This is a genomic window from Halorubrum lipolyticum DSM 21995, assembly GCF_000337375.1.
In the GTDB taxonomy this organism is placed as follows: Archaea; Halobacteriota; Halobacteria; order Halobacteriales; family Haloferacaceae; genus Halorubrum; species Halorubrum lipolyticum.
Genome location: NZ_AOJG01000003.1, coordinates 51,095 through 71,042, shown reverse-complemented (window position 1 = coordinate 71,042; position 19,948 = coordinate 51,095). Strand labels below are relative to the sequence as shown.

Annotated in this window: 19 protein-coding genes and 1 pseudogene; 8 read left to right on the top strand and 12 right to left on the bottom strand. The window is 70.2% G+C overall.

Annotated elements, in window-relative coordinates; all coding sequences use genetic code 11:
* Window positions 1–182 precede the first annotated feature (182 nt).
* The 7 genes and pseudogenes from C469_RS01425 to C469_RS01400 all read right to left on the bottom strand — a co-directional run bounded on the left by C469_RS01425 (window position 183) and on the right by C469_RS01400 (window position 7,803).
* Window positions 183–713, bottom strand: coding sequence for a hypothetical protein (locus C469_RS01425; protein WP_008003161.1), 531 nt, complete (start codon window positions 711–713; stop codon window positions 183–185).
* Window positions 706–2,571: a MutS-related protein gene (locus tag C469_RS01420; RefSeq protein ID WP_008003160.1), complete on the bottom strand. Its 1,866-nt coding sequence runs from the start codon at window positions 2,569–2,571 to the stop codon at window positions 706–708. The genes C469_RS01425 and C469_RS01420 overlap by 8 nt, the downstream gene beginning before the upstream one ends.
* Window positions 2,572–2,642: 71 nt before the next feature.
* Complete coding sequence (locus tag C469_RS01415) at window positions 2,643–3,791, bottom strand: acyl-CoA dehydrogenase family protein (RefSeq protein ID WP_008003158.1); 1,149 nt, start codon at window positions 3,789–3,791, stop codon at window positions 2,643–2,645.
* Window positions 3,792–3,853: 62 nt separating this feature from the next.
* A complete protein-coding gene (locus C469_RS01410) occupies window positions 3,854–6,106 on the bottom strand; it encodes a class I adenylate-forming enzyme family protein (protein ID WP_008003157.1) in 2,253 nt (750 codons plus the stop codon).
* 27 nt (window positions 6,107–6,133) lie between these two features.
* A complete protein-coding gene (locus C469_RS01405; protein ID WP_008003156.1) occupies window positions 6,134–6,568 on the bottom strand; it encodes a universal stress protein in 435 nt (144 codons plus the stop codon).
* Window positions 6,569–6,662: 94 nt separating this feature from the next.
* Window positions 6,663–6,734 (bottom strand): annotated as a pseudogene (locus C469_RS17715) (hypothetical protein); the annotation flags it as partial.
* A 31-nt stretch (window positions 6,735–6,765) separates the two neighbouring features.
* Entirely contained in the window at window positions 6,766–7,803 is a 1,038-nt protein-coding gene (locus tag C469_RS01400) for a transcription initiation factor IIB (RefSeq protein WP_008003155.1), read from the bottom strand.
* Window positions 7,804–8,058: 255 nt separating this feature from the next.
* Between C469_RS01400 and C469_RS01395 the strand changes: the two genes are divergently transcribed.
* Both C469_RS01395 and C469_RS01390 read left to right on the top strand, forming a co-directional pair.
* A complete protein-coding gene (locus C469_RS01395) occupies window positions 8,059–8,460 on the top strand; it encodes a hypothetical protein (protein WP_008003154.1) in 402 nt (133 codons plus the stop codon).
* A gap of 4 nt (window positions 8,461–8,464) precedes the next feature.
* Complete coding sequence (locus tag C469_RS01390; RefSeq protein ID WP_008003153.1) at window positions 8,465–9,088, top strand: METTL5 family protein; 624 nt, start codon at window positions 8,465–8,467, stop codon at window positions 9,086–9,088.
* Between the two features lie 651 nt (window positions 9,089–9,739).
* Here the strand turns inward: C469_RS01390 and C469_RS01385 are convergent.
* The 3 genes from C469_RS01385 to C469_RS01375 all read right to left on the bottom strand — a co-directional run bounded on the left by C469_RS01385 (window position 9,740) and on the right by C469_RS01375 (window position 12,389).
* Entirely contained in the window at window positions 9,740–11,584 is a 1,845-nt protein-coding gene (locus C469_RS01385; protein ID WP_008003152.1) for a rhomboid family intramembrane serine protease, read from the bottom strand.
* A 120-nt stretch (window positions 11,585–11,704) separates the two neighbouring features.
* Entirely contained in the window at window positions 11,705–11,983 is a 279-nt protein-coding gene (locus C469_RS01380) for a UPF0058 family protein (RefSeq protein WP_004045952.1), read from the bottom strand.
* Window positions 11,984–12,173: 190 nt separating this feature from the next.
* On the bottom strand, window positions 12,174–12,389 hold the full coding sequence (locus C469_RS01375; protein WP_004045951.1) for a DUF7120 family protein: 216 nt from the start codon (window positions 12,387–12,389) through the stop codon (window positions 12,174–12,176).
* A gap of 272 nt (window positions 12,390–12,661) precedes the next feature.
* Here C469_RS01375 and C469_RS01370 point away from each other — a divergent pair, with 272 nt between their 5' ends.
* Window positions 12,662–13,336: a molybdopterin-dependent oxidoreductase gene (locus tag C469_RS01370; protein ID WP_008003147.1), complete on the top strand. Its 675-nt coding sequence runs from the start codon at window positions 12,662–12,664 to the stop codon at window positions 13,334–13,336.
* Between the two features lie 72 nt (window positions 13,337–13,408).
* Entirely contained in the window at window positions 13,409–14,743 is a 1,335-nt protein-coding gene (locus C469_RS01365; RefSeq protein ID WP_008003145.1) for an isochorismate synthase, read from the top strand.
* A gap of 39 nt (window positions 14,744–14,782) precedes the next feature.
* Here the strand turns inward: C469_RS01365 and C469_RS01360 are convergent, their stop codons facing one another.
* A complete protein-coding gene (locus C469_RS01360) occupies window positions 14,783–15,523 on the bottom strand; it encodes a proteasome assembly chaperone family protein (protein ID WP_008003143.1) in 741 nt (246 codons plus the stop codon).
* A gap of 126 nt (window positions 15,524–15,649) precedes the next feature.
* Between C469_RS01360 and C469_RS01355 the strand changes: the two genes are divergently transcribed.
* The 4 genes from C469_RS01355 to C469_RS01340 all read left to right on the top strand — a co-directional run bounded on the left by C469_RS01355 (window position 15,650) and on the right by C469_RS01340 (window position 17,862).
* Window positions 15,650–15,901, top strand: coding sequence for an AbrB/MazE/SpoVT family DNA-binding domain-containing protein (locus tag C469_RS01355; protein ID WP_008003139.1), 252 nt, complete (start codon window positions 15,650–15,652; stop codon window positions 15,899–15,901).
* Entirely contained in the window at window positions 15,902–16,336 is a 435-nt protein-coding gene (locus C469_RS01350; protein ID WP_008003138.1) for a PIN domain-containing protein, read from the top strand.
* A 66-nt stretch (window positions 16,337–16,402) separates the two neighbouring features.
* Window positions 16,403–17,335 (top strand): RsmB/NOP family class I SAM-dependent RNA methyltransferase, encoded by a 933-nt coding sequence (locus C469_RS01345; RefSeq protein WP_008003136.1) that lies wholly within the window; start codon window positions 16,403–16,405, stop codon window positions 17,333–17,335.
* Complete coding sequence (locus C469_RS01340; RefSeq protein ID WP_008003135.1) at window positions 17,332–17,862, top strand: DUF7122 family protein; 531 nt, start codon at window positions 17,332–17,334, stop codon at window positions 17,860–17,862. Before C469_RS01345 ends, C469_RS01340 begins: the two co-directional genes overlap by 4 nt.
* Before the next feature lie 562 nt (window positions 17,863–18,424).
* Here the strand turns inward: C469_RS01340 and C469_RS01335 are convergent.
* Window positions 18,425–19,942, bottom strand: coding sequence for a DUF790 family protein (locus C469_RS01335; RefSeq protein ID WP_008003132.1), 1,518 nt, complete (start codon window positions 19,940–19,942; stop codon window positions 18,425–18,427).
* Window positions 19,943–19,948 lie beyond the last annotated feature (6 nt).

Sequence of the window (19,948 nt, the reverse complement as noted above, 5' to 3'; positions counted from 1 at the left end):
CCGCACCTGCCATTTATAAACGATCATTTCCGTCGCTCATGTCTTTTTAAATACGATCTTGCCACCACCGATCTGCAATACTCACTCCCGCTATCGCTCGCCCCTGTCCCCGTATTGACCGGTAGATCCGGAATACGTCGTCTCCGGATTATCCCGACAGCGTCTTATAAATCGGCGAGCGCTCAGCCGAGCGCGGCCACGTCGACCTCAACGGTCTCTCCGCTTCCGTCACCGCCGCTACCGCCGGCGTCGAGTTCGACGCTGTCGACCACCGACCCTCGGACCCGCGCGCGCCACGACTCGACGGCCTCGGTGTGTCGCTTCCGGCGGGTCTCGATGTCGGCGTCCGAGTGTTCGGTCGTCGTCTCGTCGACCTCCGGGTACGGGGGAACGTCCGCGACGAGGTCGCGCGGGTCGACGTGGATCGGTGCCGGACCGTCTCCCCCGTCCTTCCCCTCGCCTGCGTCCGCTTCCCCGCCTGCGTCCGCCTCCCCGTTCGCGTCCGCCTCCCCGCCTGCGTCCGCTTCCCCGACCGCCCCGAGGCTGTGCAGGCGGGCGCGCATCCGCCCCGAGAAGGGCGGCGTCACCCGGAGCACGACCTCGCGGTCACTCCGGAGGGTCGCCTCCAGCGCGGTCGCCACGTCGTCGCGGTGGACCGCGATCGACCGGATCCGCCCGGGAGCGCCGGACGACTCCGGGTCGCCGTCAGTCATCGCCCGCCGACCACTCCGCGTCCGAGAGGGTGCGCTGGACGGCCTCCTCGCCGACCGCGCCGGCGAGGTGCTCGAACCCGGCGCGGACGCCGCGGTCGCTCGCGTTCGCGACGAGCCGCGAGACGATGAACTCCGGCGTCGACTTCCCGACCGTGCCGAACCGCGGCTGGTAGTCGACGCGCAGGTCCAGGTCGCTCGTAAGCCCCTCGGCGAAGATGCCGTCGATCCGGGCGGGCTCCGGGAGCGGGCTCAGGTCCTCCGCGAGGTGCGTGACGTACACGCCGAGCGCGCCGCGGTCGACGGTGAGCGTGACGAGCCCGTTCAACAGGTCGGCCGCCCGTCCCGGCTCCGTGATCGCCTCGAACTCGTCGACGAGCATGAGCGTGCGGCCGTCCGCGACCAGCGGTGGCACCACCGACTTCAGCGTCGACTCCAACACGCCGGCGTTGAACGAGGCGTGCCGCCGGTGGAACACGATCCGGTCGAACGCGCCGACCTCCGCTTCCTCGGCGGGCACCGGGAGCCCCATCGACGCCAGCAGCGCCACCGCGCAGAGCGTCTCCAACAGGGTGGTCTTCCCGCCGGAGTTCGCCCCCGTGAGCACGCTCACGCGGTCCCCCGTGGGCGGCGCCTCCGCGCTCGCGACGCCGGGCTCGCCCGCGAGCGAGTGGGTGCCGATCGCGTACGACACCGGCTGGATCTCGCCGTCGATGAAGAGGTTTCGGGCGTTCCGGACCGCGATGCCGTCGTCGACGAGGGTCGGCCGAGTCAGGTCGCACGCGACCGCGAACCGCGCGAGCGACAGCAGGAACGCGGCGTCCGAGACGGCCGAGACCGCCCGGGCGACGGTGCCGGTCGCCTCTTGGTCGCCGTCGCCGCCGTCGCCGCCCTCGCCTTCCCCGTCCCCTCCGCTTCCGCCCCGCATCCCGCCGATCCGCTCGCGGATGTCTGCGGTGACGGTCTCCTCGCGCTCCGCGACGGCCTCCTCCAGCTCCGCCAGCAGATCGCGGAGCGTGGCGGAGACGAAGTCGGCGGCGTCGAGCGCGTCGTCCGGCGCGACCGAGCGCACGGTCGCCGGGTCGACGCCGGTCTCGCTCGCGACGTGGTCGATCGTCGCCGCCTCCAGGGCCTCGAAGTCGCGCAGAGAACCGTCTCGCACGGCGTCGAGCACGTCGAACGCGGAGTTCGCCAGCTCCGCCGCGGCGTCGCGCCGATCGCGCAGGCGGTCGAGCTCGTCGTCGGCGCCGCGAGCGACCTCGATCTCGCCGTCGCCCCCGGTGCCCGTCGGGTCGATCGCGCCCCGCACGTCCGCGAGGGCGTCGGCGGCGTCGCGCAGGGCGTCCCCGTCCAGCGCCCCGACGGCTTCGAAGGGGCCGTCCGTGAGGTCGGCCTCGCGCAGCGCGACGGCGGTCTCGACGGCCGCCAGGTCCGACCCCTCGGCCGCGTCGTACGCGTCGAACGCCTCGGTCACCCGCTCGCGGTCGGCCTCGGCGATCCCCTCCCACGCGTCGCGAGCGGCGACCACCTCGTCGAGCCGGGACTCGACCGCGTCCCGGTCGGCGAGCGGCGTCAACACCCGAATCCGGTCGGCGGCGTGGGCGGTCAGCGCGTGCCCGGCCGCCAGCGTGAGGAGGTCGTCGTACACCGAGCGCGTGTCGCCGGTCGCGAGGACCTCCATGCCGGCCTCGCCGTTGGCGCGGCGGAGGATCCGCGTCGCCCGACCGCGGTGGAGCCCGGCGTCGACGAGCGCCCGGACGTCGGCCGACTCGATCGCCTCGATCGCCCGCGAGGTGCCCAGCGCCGAGACGAGCCGCTCGCTCGTCTTCGGGCCGATCCCCCAGTAGTCCTCGAGTCGCATACGTCGTGGTGTCGCCGCGGCGTCTTGGCGTTTTCGTCGGGCGGGCGCGCTCGGGGAGGGGTCCCGTCAGCTCACCGCGACTGCCGGTAGATCAGGTTCCGCTGGATGTCGTTGGCGCCCTCGTAGATCACCGGAATGCGCACGTCGCGGTAGACGCGAGCGATCCGGCGGTCGGTGAGGATCGAGCGGCCGCCGTGGAGCTTCATGCCCTTCTCGGCGCAGTCGGTGGCGACCTCGGTCGATTTGGTCTTCGCCAGCGCGGCCCAGTAGCCGGCGTCCTCGTTGTCCGCGACCTTCTCGCAGGCGCGCCAGTTGAGCGCGCGCGCCGACTCGAACCCGATCCGCATGTCGGAGAGGGTGTGCTGGACCGCCTGGAACTCGTTGACGGTGCGACCGAAGGCGTTGCGCCCGTGGACGAACTCCTCGGCCTCCTCGATGGCGGCGGCGGCGAGCCCGAGCCCGTGGCCGCCGACGATCACGCGGCCGTGGTTGAAGAAGTCCGCGAGCACGTAGAAGCCGCCGCCCTCGCTGCCGACGACGTTCTCCTCGGGGACGAAGCAGTCCTCGAAGACGATGTGGCCCTGCTTGGAGGCGCGCATCCCCATCTTCTCCGGGATGTGTTCCGCCTCGTACCCGTCGGTGTCCGTCTCGACGATGAACAGCGTGTAGTTGGAGTAGCGGTCCTCGCCGTCTCCCGTCTTGGCGTAGACGGTGAGCCAGTCGGCCTCGACCGCGTTGCCGACCCAGTACTTCTCGCCGGTGAGCTCGTAGCCGCCCTCGACCTTCTCGGCCTTCGTCGTCATCCCCGCGAGGTCGGAGCCGGTCTCGGGCTCGGAGACCGCCAGCCCGGAGATCTGGTCGTTCTCCGCGACGGGCCGGAGGTACTCCTCCTTCTGCGCGTCGGTGCCGTACTGCTCGACCATCTCGCAGCCGAAGCTCGCGAGCTGGAGCGTGAGCGCGATGCCGGCGTCGGCGCGGTAGAACTCCTCCGCGATCGCGAGCACCTGCGCGAGGTCGTATCCCTTTCCGCCGTACTCCTCGCCGATGTCCTGGGCGATGAGCCCGGCGTCCATCCCCGCCTCGAGCACCTCCCACGGGTAGTCGCCCGAGTCGTAGTACGACTCGGCGTTCGGGGCGATGTACTCGTCGGCGAACTCGCGGGCCTCCGCTTTCACGTCCCTCGCGTGCTCCGGAACGACGCTGTCGTCGAGCAGATCCATGCCCCCACCTGTGGACCCCGTGGTCAAAACGTTCGTGGAACAACGAAGAACACCGGGACGGTTTATTTTTCGTCCCGGTCGTTCACCGCGTCGTCGTCCGCCTCGTCGTCGTGACCGGTGTCCGCCTCGTCGCTGTCGCCGGCGTCATCCCGCGGGTCCGTCGTCCCGTCGACCGCACCGGCCTCGTCGCTCTCGTCACGCTCGGTCACCGATCCGTCGCTGTCGCCGCCGCCGTCACCACCGTCGCTGTCGCCGCCGCCGTCACCACCGTCGTCGACGGCATCGCGGTTGCGGTCGCCGTTCTCGTCTCCGCGGTCGCTCTCTCCGCGTTCGTCCGGGTCGTCCGACGCCGCCGGTGTCGCCGTCGACTCGGTCGACCCGCTCGGTTCGGCCGACTCGGTAGAGTCGGCGGATTCGGTCGGTTCGTCGGAATCGGTCGGTTCGGCCGGCTCGGCCGGCTCGGCGGGTTCGAACCCGGCCGTCTCCAAGTCGGCATCGCTCCGCGGGTCGTGTCCGCGGGTACGGAGGATCCGACGCACCGCCTCCCGGTCGACGGTTCCCGACACGGTTCGGGGGAGCTCGTCGACGTACGCGACCGTCTTCGGGATCTTGAACCCCGCGAGCCGGTCCCGGGCGAACGAGACGAGCCGCTCCTCGTCCACGAGCAGGGGCGCGTCGCCCTCGGGTTCGTCTACCGCTGCGTCGTCTGCCTCTGCGTCGCCTGCCTCTGCGTCGCCTGCCTCAGCACCGTCTGCCTCAGCACCGTCTGCCTCTGCGTCGTCTGCCCCGTCGTCGCCTGCCTCGTCGTCGCCCGCGTCTCCGTCGTTCGCGCCCTCGTCGCCGGTCTCCCCGCCTCCGGTCGTCGTATCGCCTCGCATCAGGTCACCGACCGCGAGCAGCGCCGAGACGCGCTCGCCCCACACGTCGTCGTCGAGCCCGACCACGGCGGCGTCGTCGATCGGCGGGAACTCCCGGAGCACGTCGACCACCTCGCCCGGTTCGACGTTCTCGCCGCCGGTGATGATCCGGTCGTCGAGGCGGTTGAGCACGTAGAGGAACCCCTCGTCGTCGAAGCGCCCCACGTCACCGGTGTGGAGGCCGTGCGGGCCGAACGCCGACCGATCGAGCGCCTCGGCGTCCGGTTCGCCTCCGGCGCTGCCGCCCACACCGTCGCTTCCGCCCGCCCCGTCGCGCGCGTCGGCGGATTCCGTCCGCACGCCTCCGATGTAGCCGGGCGTTACGGTCGGGCCGTCGACGACGATCTCGCCGCTCTCGCCGGCGTCGACCCGCGACCCGTCCCCGTCGACGAGCGTCACGTCGGTGGCGAACAGAGGTCGGCCGACGGTGCCGAGTCGGTCCCTCGTCTGTCGGGGCGTCGCGGTCGCAATCTGGGAGGCCGTCTCGGTCATCCCGTAGGTCGGGTACACCGGGATCGAGTAGTCGCGACAGCGCTCGAGCAGCTCGTCCGAGGCGGGCGCCCCGCCGAGCAGCACCACGCGCAGCGTGTCGGAGAGGGTGCCCCGTCGGTCGAGCATCCGCCGGAGCATCGTGGGAACCAGCGAGATCCCGGTCACGTCGTAGGTGTCGATGTCGTCGGCGGTGCCGCCCGGGTCGAACCCCTCGCGGAGCACGAGCGTCGTCCCGTACAGCACCGATCGGTACACCGGGGCGAGCCCGCCCATGTGGTGGAGCGACAGCGACACGAGCCAGCGGTCCCCCTGATCGACCCCGAGCCGGAACGCGGAGGCGACGGCCGAGCTGTACACGTTGCCCGCGGTGAGCGGGACCGGTTTGGGGTCGCCCGTCGTCCCCGAGGTGAACAGGATACAGAGGTACTCCGAGTCCGCCCACTCCGGCGGATCGACCGGTTCCGGATCGACGCCGTGTACCGCCGTGACGGCCTCGGCGGCCGGGTCGTCGACGGAGAAAACGGGCACAGGAAGCTCGCCGCCGCCACCGCATTCCTCCACGGCGCCGAGGGCGGCGTCTTCCGTCGGCTCCGCGCACACCACCGCGTCGAGGTCGGCCCGCTCGACGCGCTCGGCGAGCTCGCGCTCGGTGAGATCCTGTCCCAGCGGGACGAACGTTCCCCCGATCCGCATCGTCGCGTGGACGAGCCCGACGGTACCGACGTACGGCGGCGTGAGCACGCCCAGCCTGTCGCCCGCCTCGATCCCGTGCGCGACGAGCCGGCCGGCGGTCTCGGAGACGAGCCGGTCGAGGTCGGTGTAGGTCCACGCCTCGCCGTCCTCGGCACGTATCAGCGCGGCGTGGTCCGGCGAGGAGGCCACGCGCTGTGACAGCCAGTCCCGCATCGTCGTCACCGGGTCCGCGGGCGACGGCTACTCATCGGCGGGCTGGCGCACCGTCAGTACCGGCACGTCGGAGGTCCGGACGACCCGTTCCGTGACGCTGCCGAGCAGGTAGCGGTCGAGCCCCTTCCGACCGTGGGTCCCCATCACGATCACGTCGATGTCGTTCTCGTCGACGTAGTCGCGGATCGACCGGTACGCGGTGCCCGTGGCGACCGTCGTCTCGCAGTCGACCCCCGCGTCCGCGGCGGCGTCGGCGACGCGGCGGGTGGCCTCCTTCCCCTCGGACTCGAGCGCCTCGACGACGACGTCGGCGCCGGCTTCGAGCGTCGAGTAGGCCGCGCCGTCGACGACGTAGAGGGCGTGCAGCCGGGCGTCGTACTGTTGCGCGAGGTCGATCGCGTGCTCGATCGCGGCGTCCGACGCCGGACTGCCGTCGGTCGGCACGAGTATCTGAGAGTACATCTCGTCGCAGGATACGCTCGGTGCCGATTAAAAACCCGATCACGGAGAAGCGTCTGACTCACCGACACGTTGATCGAGCGCCCGGATCGCGGTCCTAGCGGAAGCCCATCGCTTCGATCTGCTCCTGGTACCGGTTGCGGATGGTGACCTCGGTGACCTGCGCGACGTCGGCGACCTCGCGCTGGGTCTTCTTCTCGTTACANGATCTGCTCCTGGTACCGGTTGCGGATGGTGACCTCGGTGACCTGCGCGACGTCGGCGACCTCGCGCTGGGTCTTCTTCTCGTTACAGAGCAGGGAGGCGGCGTAGATCGCGGCCGCGGCGAAGCCGGTCGGAGACTTCCCGGAGAGCAGCCCCTGCTCGGCGGAGACGTCGATGATCTCGGTCGCCTTCGACTGCACCTCCTCGCTGAGCTCCAGCGAGGAGGCGAAGCGCGGAACGAACTGCTTCGGGTCGACCGGCTTCAGCTCCAACCCGAGCTCCTGGGAGATGTAGCGGTACGTGCGCCCGATCTCCTTCTGCGGGACGCGCGACACGTCGGCGACCTCGTCGAGCGAACGCGGGATCCCCTCCTGTCGGCAGGCGGCGTAGAGGGCGGCGGTGGAGACGCCCTCGATCGAGCGCCCGCGAATCAGGTCCTCGTTCAACGCTCGGCGATAGATGACGGAGGCGACCTCCCGTACCGACCGGGGCACGCCGAGCGCGCTGGCCATCCGGTCGATCTCCGAGAGCGCGAACTGGAGGTTGCGCTCGCCCGCGTCCTTCGTCCGAATCCGCTCCTGCCACTTGCGCAGGCGGTGCATCTGCGACCGCTTCTNGATCTCCGAGAGCGCGAACTGGAGGTTGCGCTCGCCCGCGTCCTTCGTCCGAATCCGCTCCTGCCACTTGCGCAGGCGGTGCATCTGCGACCGCTTCTCTGAGGAGAGCGACCGCCCGTACGCGTCCTTGTCCTTCCAGTCGATCGTCGTCGTCAGCCCCTTGTCGTGCATCGTCTCGGTGATCGGGGCGCCGACGCGCGACTTCGACTGCCGCTCCGAGTGGTTGAACGCGCGCCACTCCGGGCCGCGGTCGATGTTCTGTTCGTCCAGCACCAGGCCGCAGTCCTCACAGACCAGCTCTTGGTCGGCGTCGGTGACGATCTCGGTCGAATCGCACTCCGGACAGGAGAGCGTTTCTTCGTCCGACTCTCGCTCGGTCTCCCGCTCCTGTTGGCGCTGGCGGCTCGGACGTTCCATTATAAGGTTTCTGGTTACTGCCGCATTTAAACCTTTGTCCGACCCCGCGCGTCGCTCCCGTCACGCGGATCCGCGTGATCTCGATCAAAACGGCGCTTCGAGGCCTGTACGGTGCGTTCCGCTTTTTGTCATTCTCCCCGTCACACCACGGAGTTCGACCGATACGTCCCCGAAACGAACACGAAACGTGACCGCCGTGATATTACTATCAAACATTCATAAAGGTTTTTGTATTACTATTACATATGACGGTGTATGAGCACGACGCAGTCCGACGGGATCGAAGCCACGCTCCGCGGCTGTCGCCCGGCGGAGATCGACCCCATCGTCGTCGACGCCGCCGACCTCGAAAGCACCGCTCCGGGACACCTCCGCGACCTCAAGGCCGAGCTCTCCGCCCGCGGCTACCAGCCCGCGACCCTCTCCGTCGCCGCTCGGTTCGACGGCGGCGACACCCTCGCGACCCAGCGCGAGGCCGACCGGCTCCGGGAGCTCGTCCGCGCCGCGTCGTTCCTCGGCGCCGGGCGGATCGAGGTCCGGCTCGACGAGGTCGCCGACCGAGACGCGACCGAGCCGGCGCTGTCGGCGCTCGCCGAGCGCGCGCGCCGCGAGGGCGTCGAACTCGTCCGCGTCGACGGCGGCTCGTCCGCCGCCTGATCGGATGGCGTCGAAGCGCTCGCTCGCGACCAAGCTCGGCGTGGTCGCCGGTTTCGAGGCCCCCAGCGCCGCGCTCGAACAGTACCCGACGCCCCCGGATCTCGCGGCGCACGTCGTCCACCTCGCGGACCTCCACGGCGACGTCGACGGCCGGACCGTCCTCGATCTCGGCACCGGCACCGGGATGCTCGCGCTGGCCGCCGCGCTCCGCGGTCCCGCGCGCGTGTTCGGGATCGAACTCGACCGCGGCGCGCTCTCGACCGCGACCGAAAACGAGCGGCGGGTCGCCGCCAGCGCCCCCGTCCACTGGCTCCAGGGCGACGCGACGCGGCTCCCGCTCGACGTGCCCGACCCGGTGACCGTCGTGATGAACCCCCCGTTCGGCGCGCAGGACGGGAACCGGAACGCCGACCGCGGGTTCCTCGCGACCGCGAGCCGCGTCGCCGCCGTCTCCTACTCGGTCCACAACGCCGGCAGCCGCGAGTTCGTCGAGGCGTTCGCCGCCGACAACGGCGGCGAGGTCACCCACGCGTTCGCCGCCGACTTCGCGATCGACGCGCAGTTCGACCACCACACCGAGGCCGCCCGCGAGATCGACACCGAAGTGTACCGGATCGAGTGGTCGTGACGACGCGGACTCGGAGTCGCGGGTGCGATTTTCGCTGAGTTGGGTTTGTTTAAATACCGGGCAGTGATCGGTCTCGGTCCGATTGCGGTCAGTACAGACACAGCGGTGAGCGATAGCGGGAGTGGGTATTGCAGATCGGTGGTGGCAAGAACGTATGTAAACGAAGCTGAGCGATAGCGATGATCGCTTATAAATGAATGCGGCGGTGGCGTGCGCCTGCGAGCGCCCACCGGGCGCGAGCAGTCCGCACGAGGTCGCCGGCGCGTCGCGCCGGCTGCCAGAGGGACCTTCGGTCCCTCGCTGGAGTCGGTCGCCCGGAGCAACGCGGAGGGCGACCGNGCGCGTCGCGCCGGCTGCCAGAGGGACCTTCGGTCCCTCGCTGGAGTCGGTCGCCCGGAGCAACGCGGAGGGCGACCGACGAGGCTGGGAAGGTGTGAGGCTGCGGTGCGGCTGGGGCTTTGGAAGTCTTCTCCGGAGACCCGTTTGCCACTTATAAACAGCCGCCAGCAACACCACTCGATCACGTATAAACAACCACCCACCCAACGTGCGATACCCACTCCCGCTCTCGATCAAGAAGCCCCTCCAACGACCAGTCGTTTCGGACAGGAATCTGTCTGAAGAGGGGGATTTCCACAGCACCGCGTCGCCTCACTGCCGCCCCTCGTACTGCTCCCGCTCCGCGATCCGCACCCGCGTCGCCCCGCGTTCCGCGAACACCGCGTCGCTCTCCCGGACGAACGTGACCCCCCGTAGCGTCACCGACTCGTTCGTCGCCGGGAGCGAGGCGACGTCGCGCTCTCCCCCGCCGTCGACGCGAAGCTCGAACCCGCCGTCGACGGCGGCGACCGTGACGTTCCGGCCGTCGATCCGGGGCTCGGCCCGCGCCGGCTCGCTCGTGAACAGCGTCGAGCGCGTCTCGTCGCGCACGGCGTCGACCCGGTAGGCCGGGCCGCCGTTCGCCGCCACCCAGCCGGTGCGCTGGACCCAGACGGTCTCGCGCCAGCCCGTCCCGCCAACGTCGACCGCGCGGTACCCCCAGAAGGCGAGGTTCCCCTTCGACACCGCCGTGGTCCAGATCTCCCGGTCGGCGTTCGCCACGATCACGCCCGAGGTGTTGACGGTCGTCGACCGACCGAACGCCTCCACGTCGACGACGCTCACCACCCGGTCCTCGACGTTCTCGGCGTACGTCACCTGATACCCCTCGACCTCGATCGGGTCGCCCGGGAGCCCGTCGTCGTCGACGGCGACGAGGTTCGGGGCGATCCCCGGACCGGCCACGACCGCGAGCGCCGAGACGAGCAGCAGCAGCCCGACCGCCGCGGGCGTCGCGGACCGGACGCTCTCGCGGATCGTTTCGGGCGTCGAGACCGCCAGATCCGGTCGGAGCGGCTCGTCGCGGCCGGCGACCGCGAGCGCGGCGATCGCCGCGAGGACGGCGAGGAGGCCGATCCCGACCGCGCGGTAGAGCTCGTACCGCTCGTTCCCGAGGTACCAGTAGACGGCCCAGAGCCGGCGGGAGGCCCCGAACAGCAGGACCGCGCCGAACGCGACCAGCGCGGTCGTCCGCGATTCCGGATCGATCCCCCCCACTCCCGCGCTCCGGCGACGACGCCGGACGAGCCACGCCGCGGCGAGGATCCCCGCGATCAGGCCGATCGCGTGCCCCTGAATCGCGATGTTCGCCCAGCTCGGCGCCCCGTACGACCCGCTCGCCTCCGAGACGACGACCGGGTTCCGAAGCGTCTCGTAGGTCACGTTCACCAGGGTCACCCCGGTGAGCGCGGCGATCGTTTTGACCGGGTGGAACACGAGCGCGACCCCCCAGAGCGCGAACACCACGCCCGAGAAGCCGATGACGGGTCCGAGCGCGAACAGCGACGACAGGACGCCGAACGACAGCATCACCCCGGGAACGACGACGAACGCCCGGACGTAGGGGTTCACGGCGAGCGACGCACGGGTGGGGAATGACGCACGAGCGGGGAATGACGCCCGGGCGCCGATCGCCTCCCGGAGCGAGGCGAGGGAGCCCGCGGCCGACAGCGACTCGATCGGTGGGAGCGCCGACCGAACCGTTCCGGTCTGGTCGTCGACGTCGCGGCCGCCGGGGAAGTGGCCGTAGGCGTACTCGGCGATCGCGCCGGCGACGAGCGTCGACAGGAGGTTTCCGGTGATGTGGCTCCGCCCGGAGTGCGCGAGCCCGGACCAGAACATGCCCTCGGGGTAGAAGTACGACCACGACCGGAACGGGATCACGACGGGCCGGTTCGGGTTCTCCAATCCGCTCTGGACGAACAGGTAGACCGCGACGACGGCGGCGACGGCGACGAGCGTTCCCCACGGGACGCCGAGGAGGAAGCGGGAGCGGAGCGCCCGCGTCCACGCTCCGCCCGGCCGGTCGGTCCGATACACGACGACGAGCGCGACGGCGACGAGAGCGCCGCCGGCGACGAGGTGCGCGGCGTCGGACGAGAGCGCCTCCGCGATCATATGGGTGAGGGAGCGGCCGAGCGCTTAAGAGTTCGCGGGTCGCCTCAGTCTCCGATTCGGTTTCGGTCTAACTTCGATCCGGCCTCCCGTCGGCTCCCGTCGACGCGCGTTCCGGCCGGCTCAGATCTTGTTCTCGGCGTCGTCGGCGAGCTCCTCCATCCGCTTGCCGACGCGGCCGGCTGGGGAGAACTCGTCTTCGCTCATCGCGTTCGCGAGGGCGTTCCCGAGCACGAACACGGCGTGTTTGTGTTCGCTCTTCGATTTGTGGACGTGGGAGGGGTCGACGTCGAGCTCGTCGTACGGGTCGAAAAGCGAGCCGTCCACGGTCTCGTGGTTGCGGAAGTGCTCCATGATCGTCACCATCTGTTCGTGGAGTTCGAGCAGCTCGTCTTTGTGCATACCCTTGATACGGGACGTATGCCCTTTAAGCGTTGTTGAGGGGTATACGCACGGTTCTGCGGCGTTTCGACTCCCGGTCGCGAGACCGAATCGGGACGGAGCGAATCGCGAAGGAGAAACCGACCGACGGTCGGGGGACCGGTGCCGATCGGGACGGGACCGATCGGGACGGGGCCGACCGCGCGCCGCGTCAGAAGACGTACTCGTCTTCGTGGCCCATCATCCCTTCGTCTTCGAACCCGCTGGAGTCCTCGTCGTCTCGCGGACCGCTCGTCTTAAACGCCTTTATTCCCGTCGACAGGAGCTCTTCGACCGCCTCCTCGCGGTTGAGGAACTCCCCCTGCTCGACCATCTGAGCGATCTGCATCTCCAGATGCTCCGGCACGGTAATCTCTACTTGTGGCATTTCCTGCCCGGGAGTAATGGGAATGGGTATATAAATGTGGCGTCGATGATACGGCTATTAGAAACCCATTTCGGGTAGTATTGAAACGAATATTCGTACTCTTCAAATATCTCTTTCATTCATTGCAATTCATGAGACCTATTCAATATGTTCACGCGCCATTCCGCAGACGGTGTCCGTCGGCCGCTCCCGCGAGAACGGCGTCCATCATCAAAACGGCATCCATCATCGAGAACGACATCCATAGGTGACGCCGGGGCGTACGGGAGGGTATGACCGAAGCCGGCGCGTCCGACGCCGACGCCCGCGCGGACACGGGCACGACTGATGCCGACGCCACCGACGCCACCGACGCGATCGAGGACCTCACCGGTCTCTACCGCGAGTACGGGGACGACAGACTCCCGCCGGGGCAGCGCGAGACCGACCGCTTCCCGGTGCTCTCGAAGAGCGGGACGCCCTCGTGGGACCCGGAGACGTTCGAGTTCGAGGTCTGGGGCGCGGTCGAGACTCCGCTCACGTACTCGCTCCCCGCGTTCCGCGACCTCCCCGCGGTGACCCAGCGGCAGGACTTCCACTGCGTGACCGGCTGGAGCAAGTTCGACTGCGCGTTCACCGGCGTCGAGTTCGGGGAGATCGTCGAGCGCGCGGGCGTGGGCGACGACGCCGACCACGTCCTGTTCCACGCGCTCGACGGCTACACGACGAACCTCTCGCTGGCGGAGTGCGCCCGCGAGGGCGTGCTGTTCGCGTACGGGTTCGACGGCGACGACCTCCCCGCCGACCACGGCGGTCCGATCCGAGTCGTCACGCCGCACAAGTACGCGTATAAGGGAGCCAAATGGGTCTCCGGCGTCGAGTTCCTCACGGAGAAGGAGCTCGGCTACTGGGAGAGGCGCGGCTACAGCGACACCGCGAACCCGTGGAACGAGGAGCGGTACAGCTAACGCCCCCGCCCGTTCGCCCCCCGGTCCCCGGGATAGTCAGGATAAAGGTTCCCCGGACCCGACCCAATATCAATGGAACGGGCGCGTTCGTCCCCGGCGTCGACCCTCGTCAGCCGCACGATCGGAATCGACGCGCCGGCGTTCGCGGCCGCGTTCGACGCGCTCCCGGCGCCGCGGACGACGTGGAACGCGCCCGACGACGCGCTCGTGCTCGGTAGCGGCGCGGCCGCGACCCTGACCGCGAGCGGCCCGGACCGCTTCGCCGCGATCCGGGCGGGCGCCGACGACCTGTTCGACTCCGGCGACGTCCACGCCGGGACCGAGGCCGCTCGCCCCCGTCTGTTCGGCGGGTTCGCCTTCCACGAGGGGGGCTGCGACGGCGACCCGTGGGGACCGTTCCCGGAGGCGCGGTTCGTCCTCCCGCGCGTGCAGGTCACGTTCGCGGACAACGGCGCGTGGCTCACGGTGAACGCGGTCGGCGACGACGCCCGCCCGGACGCGGTCGAGGAACGGCTCGCCGAGGAGCGCGACCGGCTCGCGGGGCTCTCGACAGCGGACCGCCCGCCGCGGCCCGGGATCGCGGCGACCCGCCGGACGACGAGCCGCGAGGCGTGGCGCGAGAGCGTCGAGGCCGCGGTCGACCGGATCCGCGGCGGCGACCTGCGGAAGGTGGTGCTCGCGCAGGCGCTTGAGGCGGACCTCGCCGCGGAGTTCCCGCGGCCCGCCACGCTGGACCGGCTCGCGGAGAAGTACCCCGACTGCCACCGCTACTACTTCGAGCCCGACGCCGCCGGGAGCGTCTTCTTCGGCGCGACCCCGGAGCGGCTGGTCGCGCTGCGCGGCCGGACCGTCGAGACCGACGCGCTCGCGGGGACGACCGGCCGCGGGGAGACGCCCGCGGAAGACGAGTGGCTCGCACGGGAGCTGCTCGACGACGCCAAGAACGTCCACGAGCACGAGCTGGTCGCCGAGACCGTCCGGGAGCAGCTGGAACCGTTCGCGGCCTCCATCTCCGCGGGCGAGCGCCGCGTCCGGCGGCTCGCCACGGTGCAACACCTCCACACGCCGATCACGGCCGAGCTGAGCGCGGACCGCCACGTCCTCGACCTCGTCGAGGCGCTTCACCCCACCCCAGCCGTCGGCGGGCTCCCGCCGGACCGCGCGCTCGAAACGATCCACGACACGGAGCCGTTCGACCGCGGCTGGTACGCCGCGCCGGTCGGCTGGATCGACGCCGCCGGCAACGGCGCGTTCGCGGTGGCGATCCGATCGGCGGTGGCGACCGCAAGCCGCGCCACCCTCTTCGCGGGCGTCGGGCTCGTCGCCGACTCCGACCCCGACCGGGAGTGGGACGAGGTCCAGCTCAAGTACCGGCCGATCCTCGACGAGCTGGAGGCCGACCGCTGAGAGAGCGCGGCCGACCGAGGCGCTGAGCGCTGCTGCCCCTTACTGGAACATCTTCAGCGGCTCCGCCTGCGAGCTCTCCTCCGTCGCCTCCTGCATCCGCTTCGCGAACGCCTGCTTCGCGTTTCGGATCTCCGTCGCCTGATCGACGAGCCCCTCGGTCGGGGTGTCGGTCCCGGCGATCGGGTCGATGCCGTCGCGGATGAGGATCCGCGCCGCCTCCGGGTCGGGGAACTGCGGGTCGGACTCGACGACGAGCCCGACCGCGTCGCGGCCGCGCTCCAGCGACTCCGCGAGCATCGCGCCGGTCGGCCCGGAGACGAGCCCCGACTCCGGTGGCTCTCCGACCTCCGCTCGGGAGAGCGCGTCCGCCCCGTCGCCGGTCGCGACGCCGTACAGGTCGGGCGGGGACTCGTCCTTCTCGCGGCCGAGCCCCGAGAGGAACACGGGGAACGCGCGGGTCTCCGCGAACCAGGTGTCGAGACAGCCCGCGACCTCGGTGGCCGCGCCGGGGTTCACCGGCACGTCGCTGCGGAGCGCCACGAGGTCGCGTTCGGAGTCGGCGTACAGTCGCACCGGGGTCGTCAGCGAGGGATTCGACTCGCGGTAGACGGCCACCCGGGGGATCCCCTCGCAGTGGACGTTCGCGTAGTGGACCATCTCGTGCGTCTCGATCATGTGATCGGTCGCGATCTTCCCGACGAGCCCGACGCCCGGGAACCCCTCCACCAGCGTCGGCTCGTCTAGCGAGACGTCGTCGTCGAGGACTGAGATGCGCGCCATGCGCTCACGTACTCCGGGCAGCGACCTAAAGGTGGGGCGCGGGACGGCGTTCGTCTGTCCCTCAACGAATCCGGCTAGTGTATCGACACACTACATTTTTCAACGGCCGAACCCGTATCCGAGGGCATGAGCACCGATCGAGTCGACGCCGAAAGCAAGGTGTCGGGCAACCAAGCGAACATTCCCGCTCGGATCCGCCGCGAACTCGACATCGACGACGGCGATCAGCTCCGGTGGCACCTCGAAGACGACGGGACCGTTCGCGTCCGAGTCGTCCAGCAGCGATCGGGGACCTTCAGCGACTTCGACGGGTACGACGGGGCGGAGGCGACCGACGTGACCGCGGATCACGACGCGTGGGGAGTCGACACCGAGTGAATGCCCCGCGCACTCGTCGACACGACGGTCCTCTTTGCAGCGGCCTATCGGCCCGATAGCGCTCACGGCGCCGCACTCCCGATCCTCCGCGGGACCGATGACGGATCGCTGCCGGAGGCGGTGATCCTCGATTACGTGCTCGCGGAGACGCTCAACGGCCTCACGACGCACGCTGGCCATGACGCGGCCGTGGACCTCCTCGATCGGATCGAGGAGAACGCCCGGTTCCACGTCGACTCGCTCACGACGGACGCGCTCGCTGCCGCGAAAGCCCTCTTTAGGCGGCACGAGCCGCTCTCGTTCGTCGATGCCTGTATCGTCGCGTACATGCAGACGGAGGGGCTCGGCTACCTCTACGCCTTCGACAACGATTTCGATGCGGTCGCGGACGTCTACCGGCTCGATACGGCAGTGGATCCGTACGATCCGCAGTGAGGCCAGAACGGTGTCCGCCCGCCCCCGTCCCGAAACCGACTAACCGCCCGGCGCGCAAGGGGCGCCATGAATCCGTTAGAGCGGTACGAGCCGCTCGTCGACGACGCGGCGGCGTTCCGCGCGGCCTGCGACAGACCGCTGCCGTCGGTCGTCCGCGTGAACGAGACCGCTGCCTCGCCGGCCCGCGTCCGCGAGGCGTTCGACGAGGAGGGCGTGGCCTACGATCCCGTCGGCTGGCACGACGGCCTCTTTCGGCTCCCCGACGGCAACCCCGGCGGGAACTGGCCGTACGTCCACGGCTGGACGCACGGGCAGGAGGAGGTGTCGGTGCTTCCGGGGCTCGCGCTCGACCCGCAACCGGGCGAGCGCGTCTGGGACGCCTGCGCGGCGCCCGGCAGCAAGACGACCCAGATCGCCGACGCGATGGACGACGAGGGGACGGTCGTCGCCAACGACAACAACCTCGGGCGGCTCTCCGCGCTCCGGCACAACGCCGAGCGGCTCGGGATCACGAACGCGATCGTCACGAACCAGGACGCGCGCAACTTCTCGACGAAGCCGCTCGCGTTCGACGAGTTCGACCGCGCCCTCGTCGACGCCCCCTGCTCCTGTGAGGGCACCTGCCGCAAGAACCCGGACGTCGTCGACCAGTGGACGCTCGATCACGTCCACGCCGTCGCCGGGATTCAAAAGGGGATCCTGGCGCGCGCGGTGCAGGCGACCCGCCCCGGCGGGACCGTCGTCTACTCCACCTGCACGTTCGCGCCCGAGGAGAACGAGGCGGTGCTCGATCACGTCCTCGGCGAGGAGGACTGCGAGATCGTCGAGTTCGACCTCCCGCTCGACACGGTCCCCGGCGTCACCGAGTGGGACGGCGAGACCTACGACGAGTCGGTGACGCGCGCGCACCGCGTCTACCCGCACCACAACGACACGGGCGGGTTCTTCTGCGCGAAGCTTCGGGTCGGCGGGGACGAGAACACGGAGGTCGGAGCGTGACCGACGCCAACTCCACCAACGACGGCCAGCGGTTCGACCGCCTCCCCGAGACCCCCGCCGACCGCGAGGTCGAGGGGCGTGCGAGCCGTCGGGAGGTGCTCGACTGGTGGGAGGAGCGGTTCGGGATCGACCCGAGCGTCTTCGAGGGGTACAGCTTCTGGGAGAAGGGCGCGGGGAAGGTGTGGATCTTCAACGGCGAGGCGACCGACCCCAGCGCGGTGGAGGCGATCGGGATGACCTTCCTCCGGACGCGACAGGAGCACTGGAAGCCGACGAGCCGTGCGGTCACCCGGTTCGGGGGTCTCGCGACGAAGAACGTCATCGAACTCGACCCCGAGCAAGCCGTGGCCTTCGTGGCCGGCGACGACCAGGACCTCCCCGCGTGGGACGGCGACTGGGGGTACCTGATCGCGACCCACGAGGTCGCCGGCGAGCAGGCGCCGATCGGCGTAGGGCTGTACCTCTACGACGAGCTGCGCTCGGTGGTTCCGAAGGGGAGCCGGGCGGACCTGCCGGTCGTGGAGTAGCGGGAATACGCCGACGAACTGCTCGCTCCCTTATAAGTGGTTGGTGCCCGATCAGCGGTGAACACCTCCAAAGCCCCAGCCGCTCGTTTATAACCGATTGAGACTGGAACGACGGTGAACACCTCCAAAGCCCCAGCCGCGAGGACTCGCGTGACTCGCTGCGCTCCTCGTCACTCGCTGCGCTCGTTCCTGCGGTGCTTGCGTCGTCAGGCTTCGTCCTCGCGGCTGCCCCTTTGAGTCCCACCCACACCGCGACCGCAGCCTCACGCCTCCCCAGCCTCGTCGCTCGCTTCGTCGCCGGCGCTGCGCGCCGGCTGCATGAGGGACCGGAGGTCCCTCTCTGCTCGNAGCCTCACGCCTCCCCAGCCTCGTCGCTCGCTTCGTCGCCGGCGCTGCGCGCCGGCTGCATGAGGGACCGGAGGTCCCTCTCTGCTCGCTCCTCCCTCGCGCGTGCGACTCGCGCCCTGCGGGCGCTCATCGGCACGCGCCACAGCCTCGTTCGAGTTTAAATGTCACGTCGCTACCGGCGGTCCGCGCTACCAGTCCCTCGCGCCTCTTGCGCCTACTCTCCCTTCTCCCGCAGCGTCCCGCCGCCGAGCCCCTCCCACGCGACCCGGAACCCGAGCCGCGAGAGCGCGGCGCTCGCGTCGTCGATCCCGCGCTCGTCGAGGACCTCCTCGGCCGCCGAGAGCGACATCCCGGCTTCCAGTTCCTCGCCCGCCGCCTCCAGTACCGCGGGCCGCACGAGCGTCCGCCCCATCAGTTCGTGCTCCGGGAACGACTTGTCCTCGATCGCCTCGACGCTCACGCCGTGCGCGTCGGCGAGGTCGTCGAGCCCGATCGCGTCGGCGTCGGGCGACAGCGACTCGGGGAGGTCGGCGGCCGCGTCGGCGACGAACTCGGCCTCGTACTCGCGGAGCACGTCGACGATCTCCTTCACCCGGACGGTCCCCGAGTAGCTCACCACGCGGTGGTCGCGCGCGGCGATCTCCTCGCCCACGCCGAGGCTCTCGTCGACGGCGACCAACAGGTCCACGTCCTCCACGTCCGCGAGCTGGGAGAGCTTCTTCGCGACGTACTCGGGGGTCCAGAATCCCATCACCTCGAAAAAGAGGCGGAAGTCGGCGTGGTCGTAGTCGAACGCGAAGTCGGGGATCATCACCCGGTTGCCGGTTTCGAGCGGTTCCGGCTCGCGGACGAGGGTCCAGTCGAGGTCGAGCCCGCGGAAGCGCCCGGCGAAGTCGGCCTCGACGCCGCTGTCGAAGTCGGGCTCCGCGACCGGCTCGACGCCCGGGACCGCCACGTCGCCGTCGGAGAGGCGCATTGTGCGCTCGCGGCCGCGGTCGTCGATCGTCGCCGACAGCTCCCACTCCGCGGACTCCGCGACGGTCCGGAGCAGTCTGGCGAAGGCGGTCCCGTAGCGCCGGGTGCGAGAGAATAAGCTGTCGGGACCGGTGACCACCAGCTCGCGACCCTCGGGGGTCTTCTCCAGCTCGTACATCAGCCGCAGCCGCTTGACCGCCGAGACGAGCCGCTTCGGGTCGTTCGATCGCACCCTGACCTCGGTGGCGTCGAAGAGGGCCGTCTGGGCCAGGGAGAGGTCGTACTGTTCGAGGAGCGAGTCGGGGTCCCACCGCACGTCGGCGTCGACGAGGACCTCGTTGACGTCGCGGTCGGCGTACAGCGACGACTCCACGTCACCGGGGTCGATCCCGAGCGCGTCGGCGGCGCGGTCGATCGCGGCCTCGCGCTCGGTCTCGCTCGCGACGCCCACCGCCTCCGCGGCCTCGAACGCGGCCCGCCGGACGCGACGCGGCGGGACCGGCGCGCGCGTCTCGAACTCGCACTCGCGTTCGACGAGCGCGGCGAGCCCGCGGACGAGCTTGAAGTCGCCGCCGGAGTCGGCGGCGTCGGCCTCCAGCGCCGCCAGCGCGTCGTCGAGGTCGCCGCGCCGCTCCCCGACGTGGGACTCGAACGTCCCGAGTACCCGCGCCGCGAGCGGGCGGTGTTCGCGTGTCGCGAAGCGGGGGCGGTAGCCGCCGCCGGCCCGCGAGACGCGCAGGAGGTCCTTGCGTAACACGGCGAC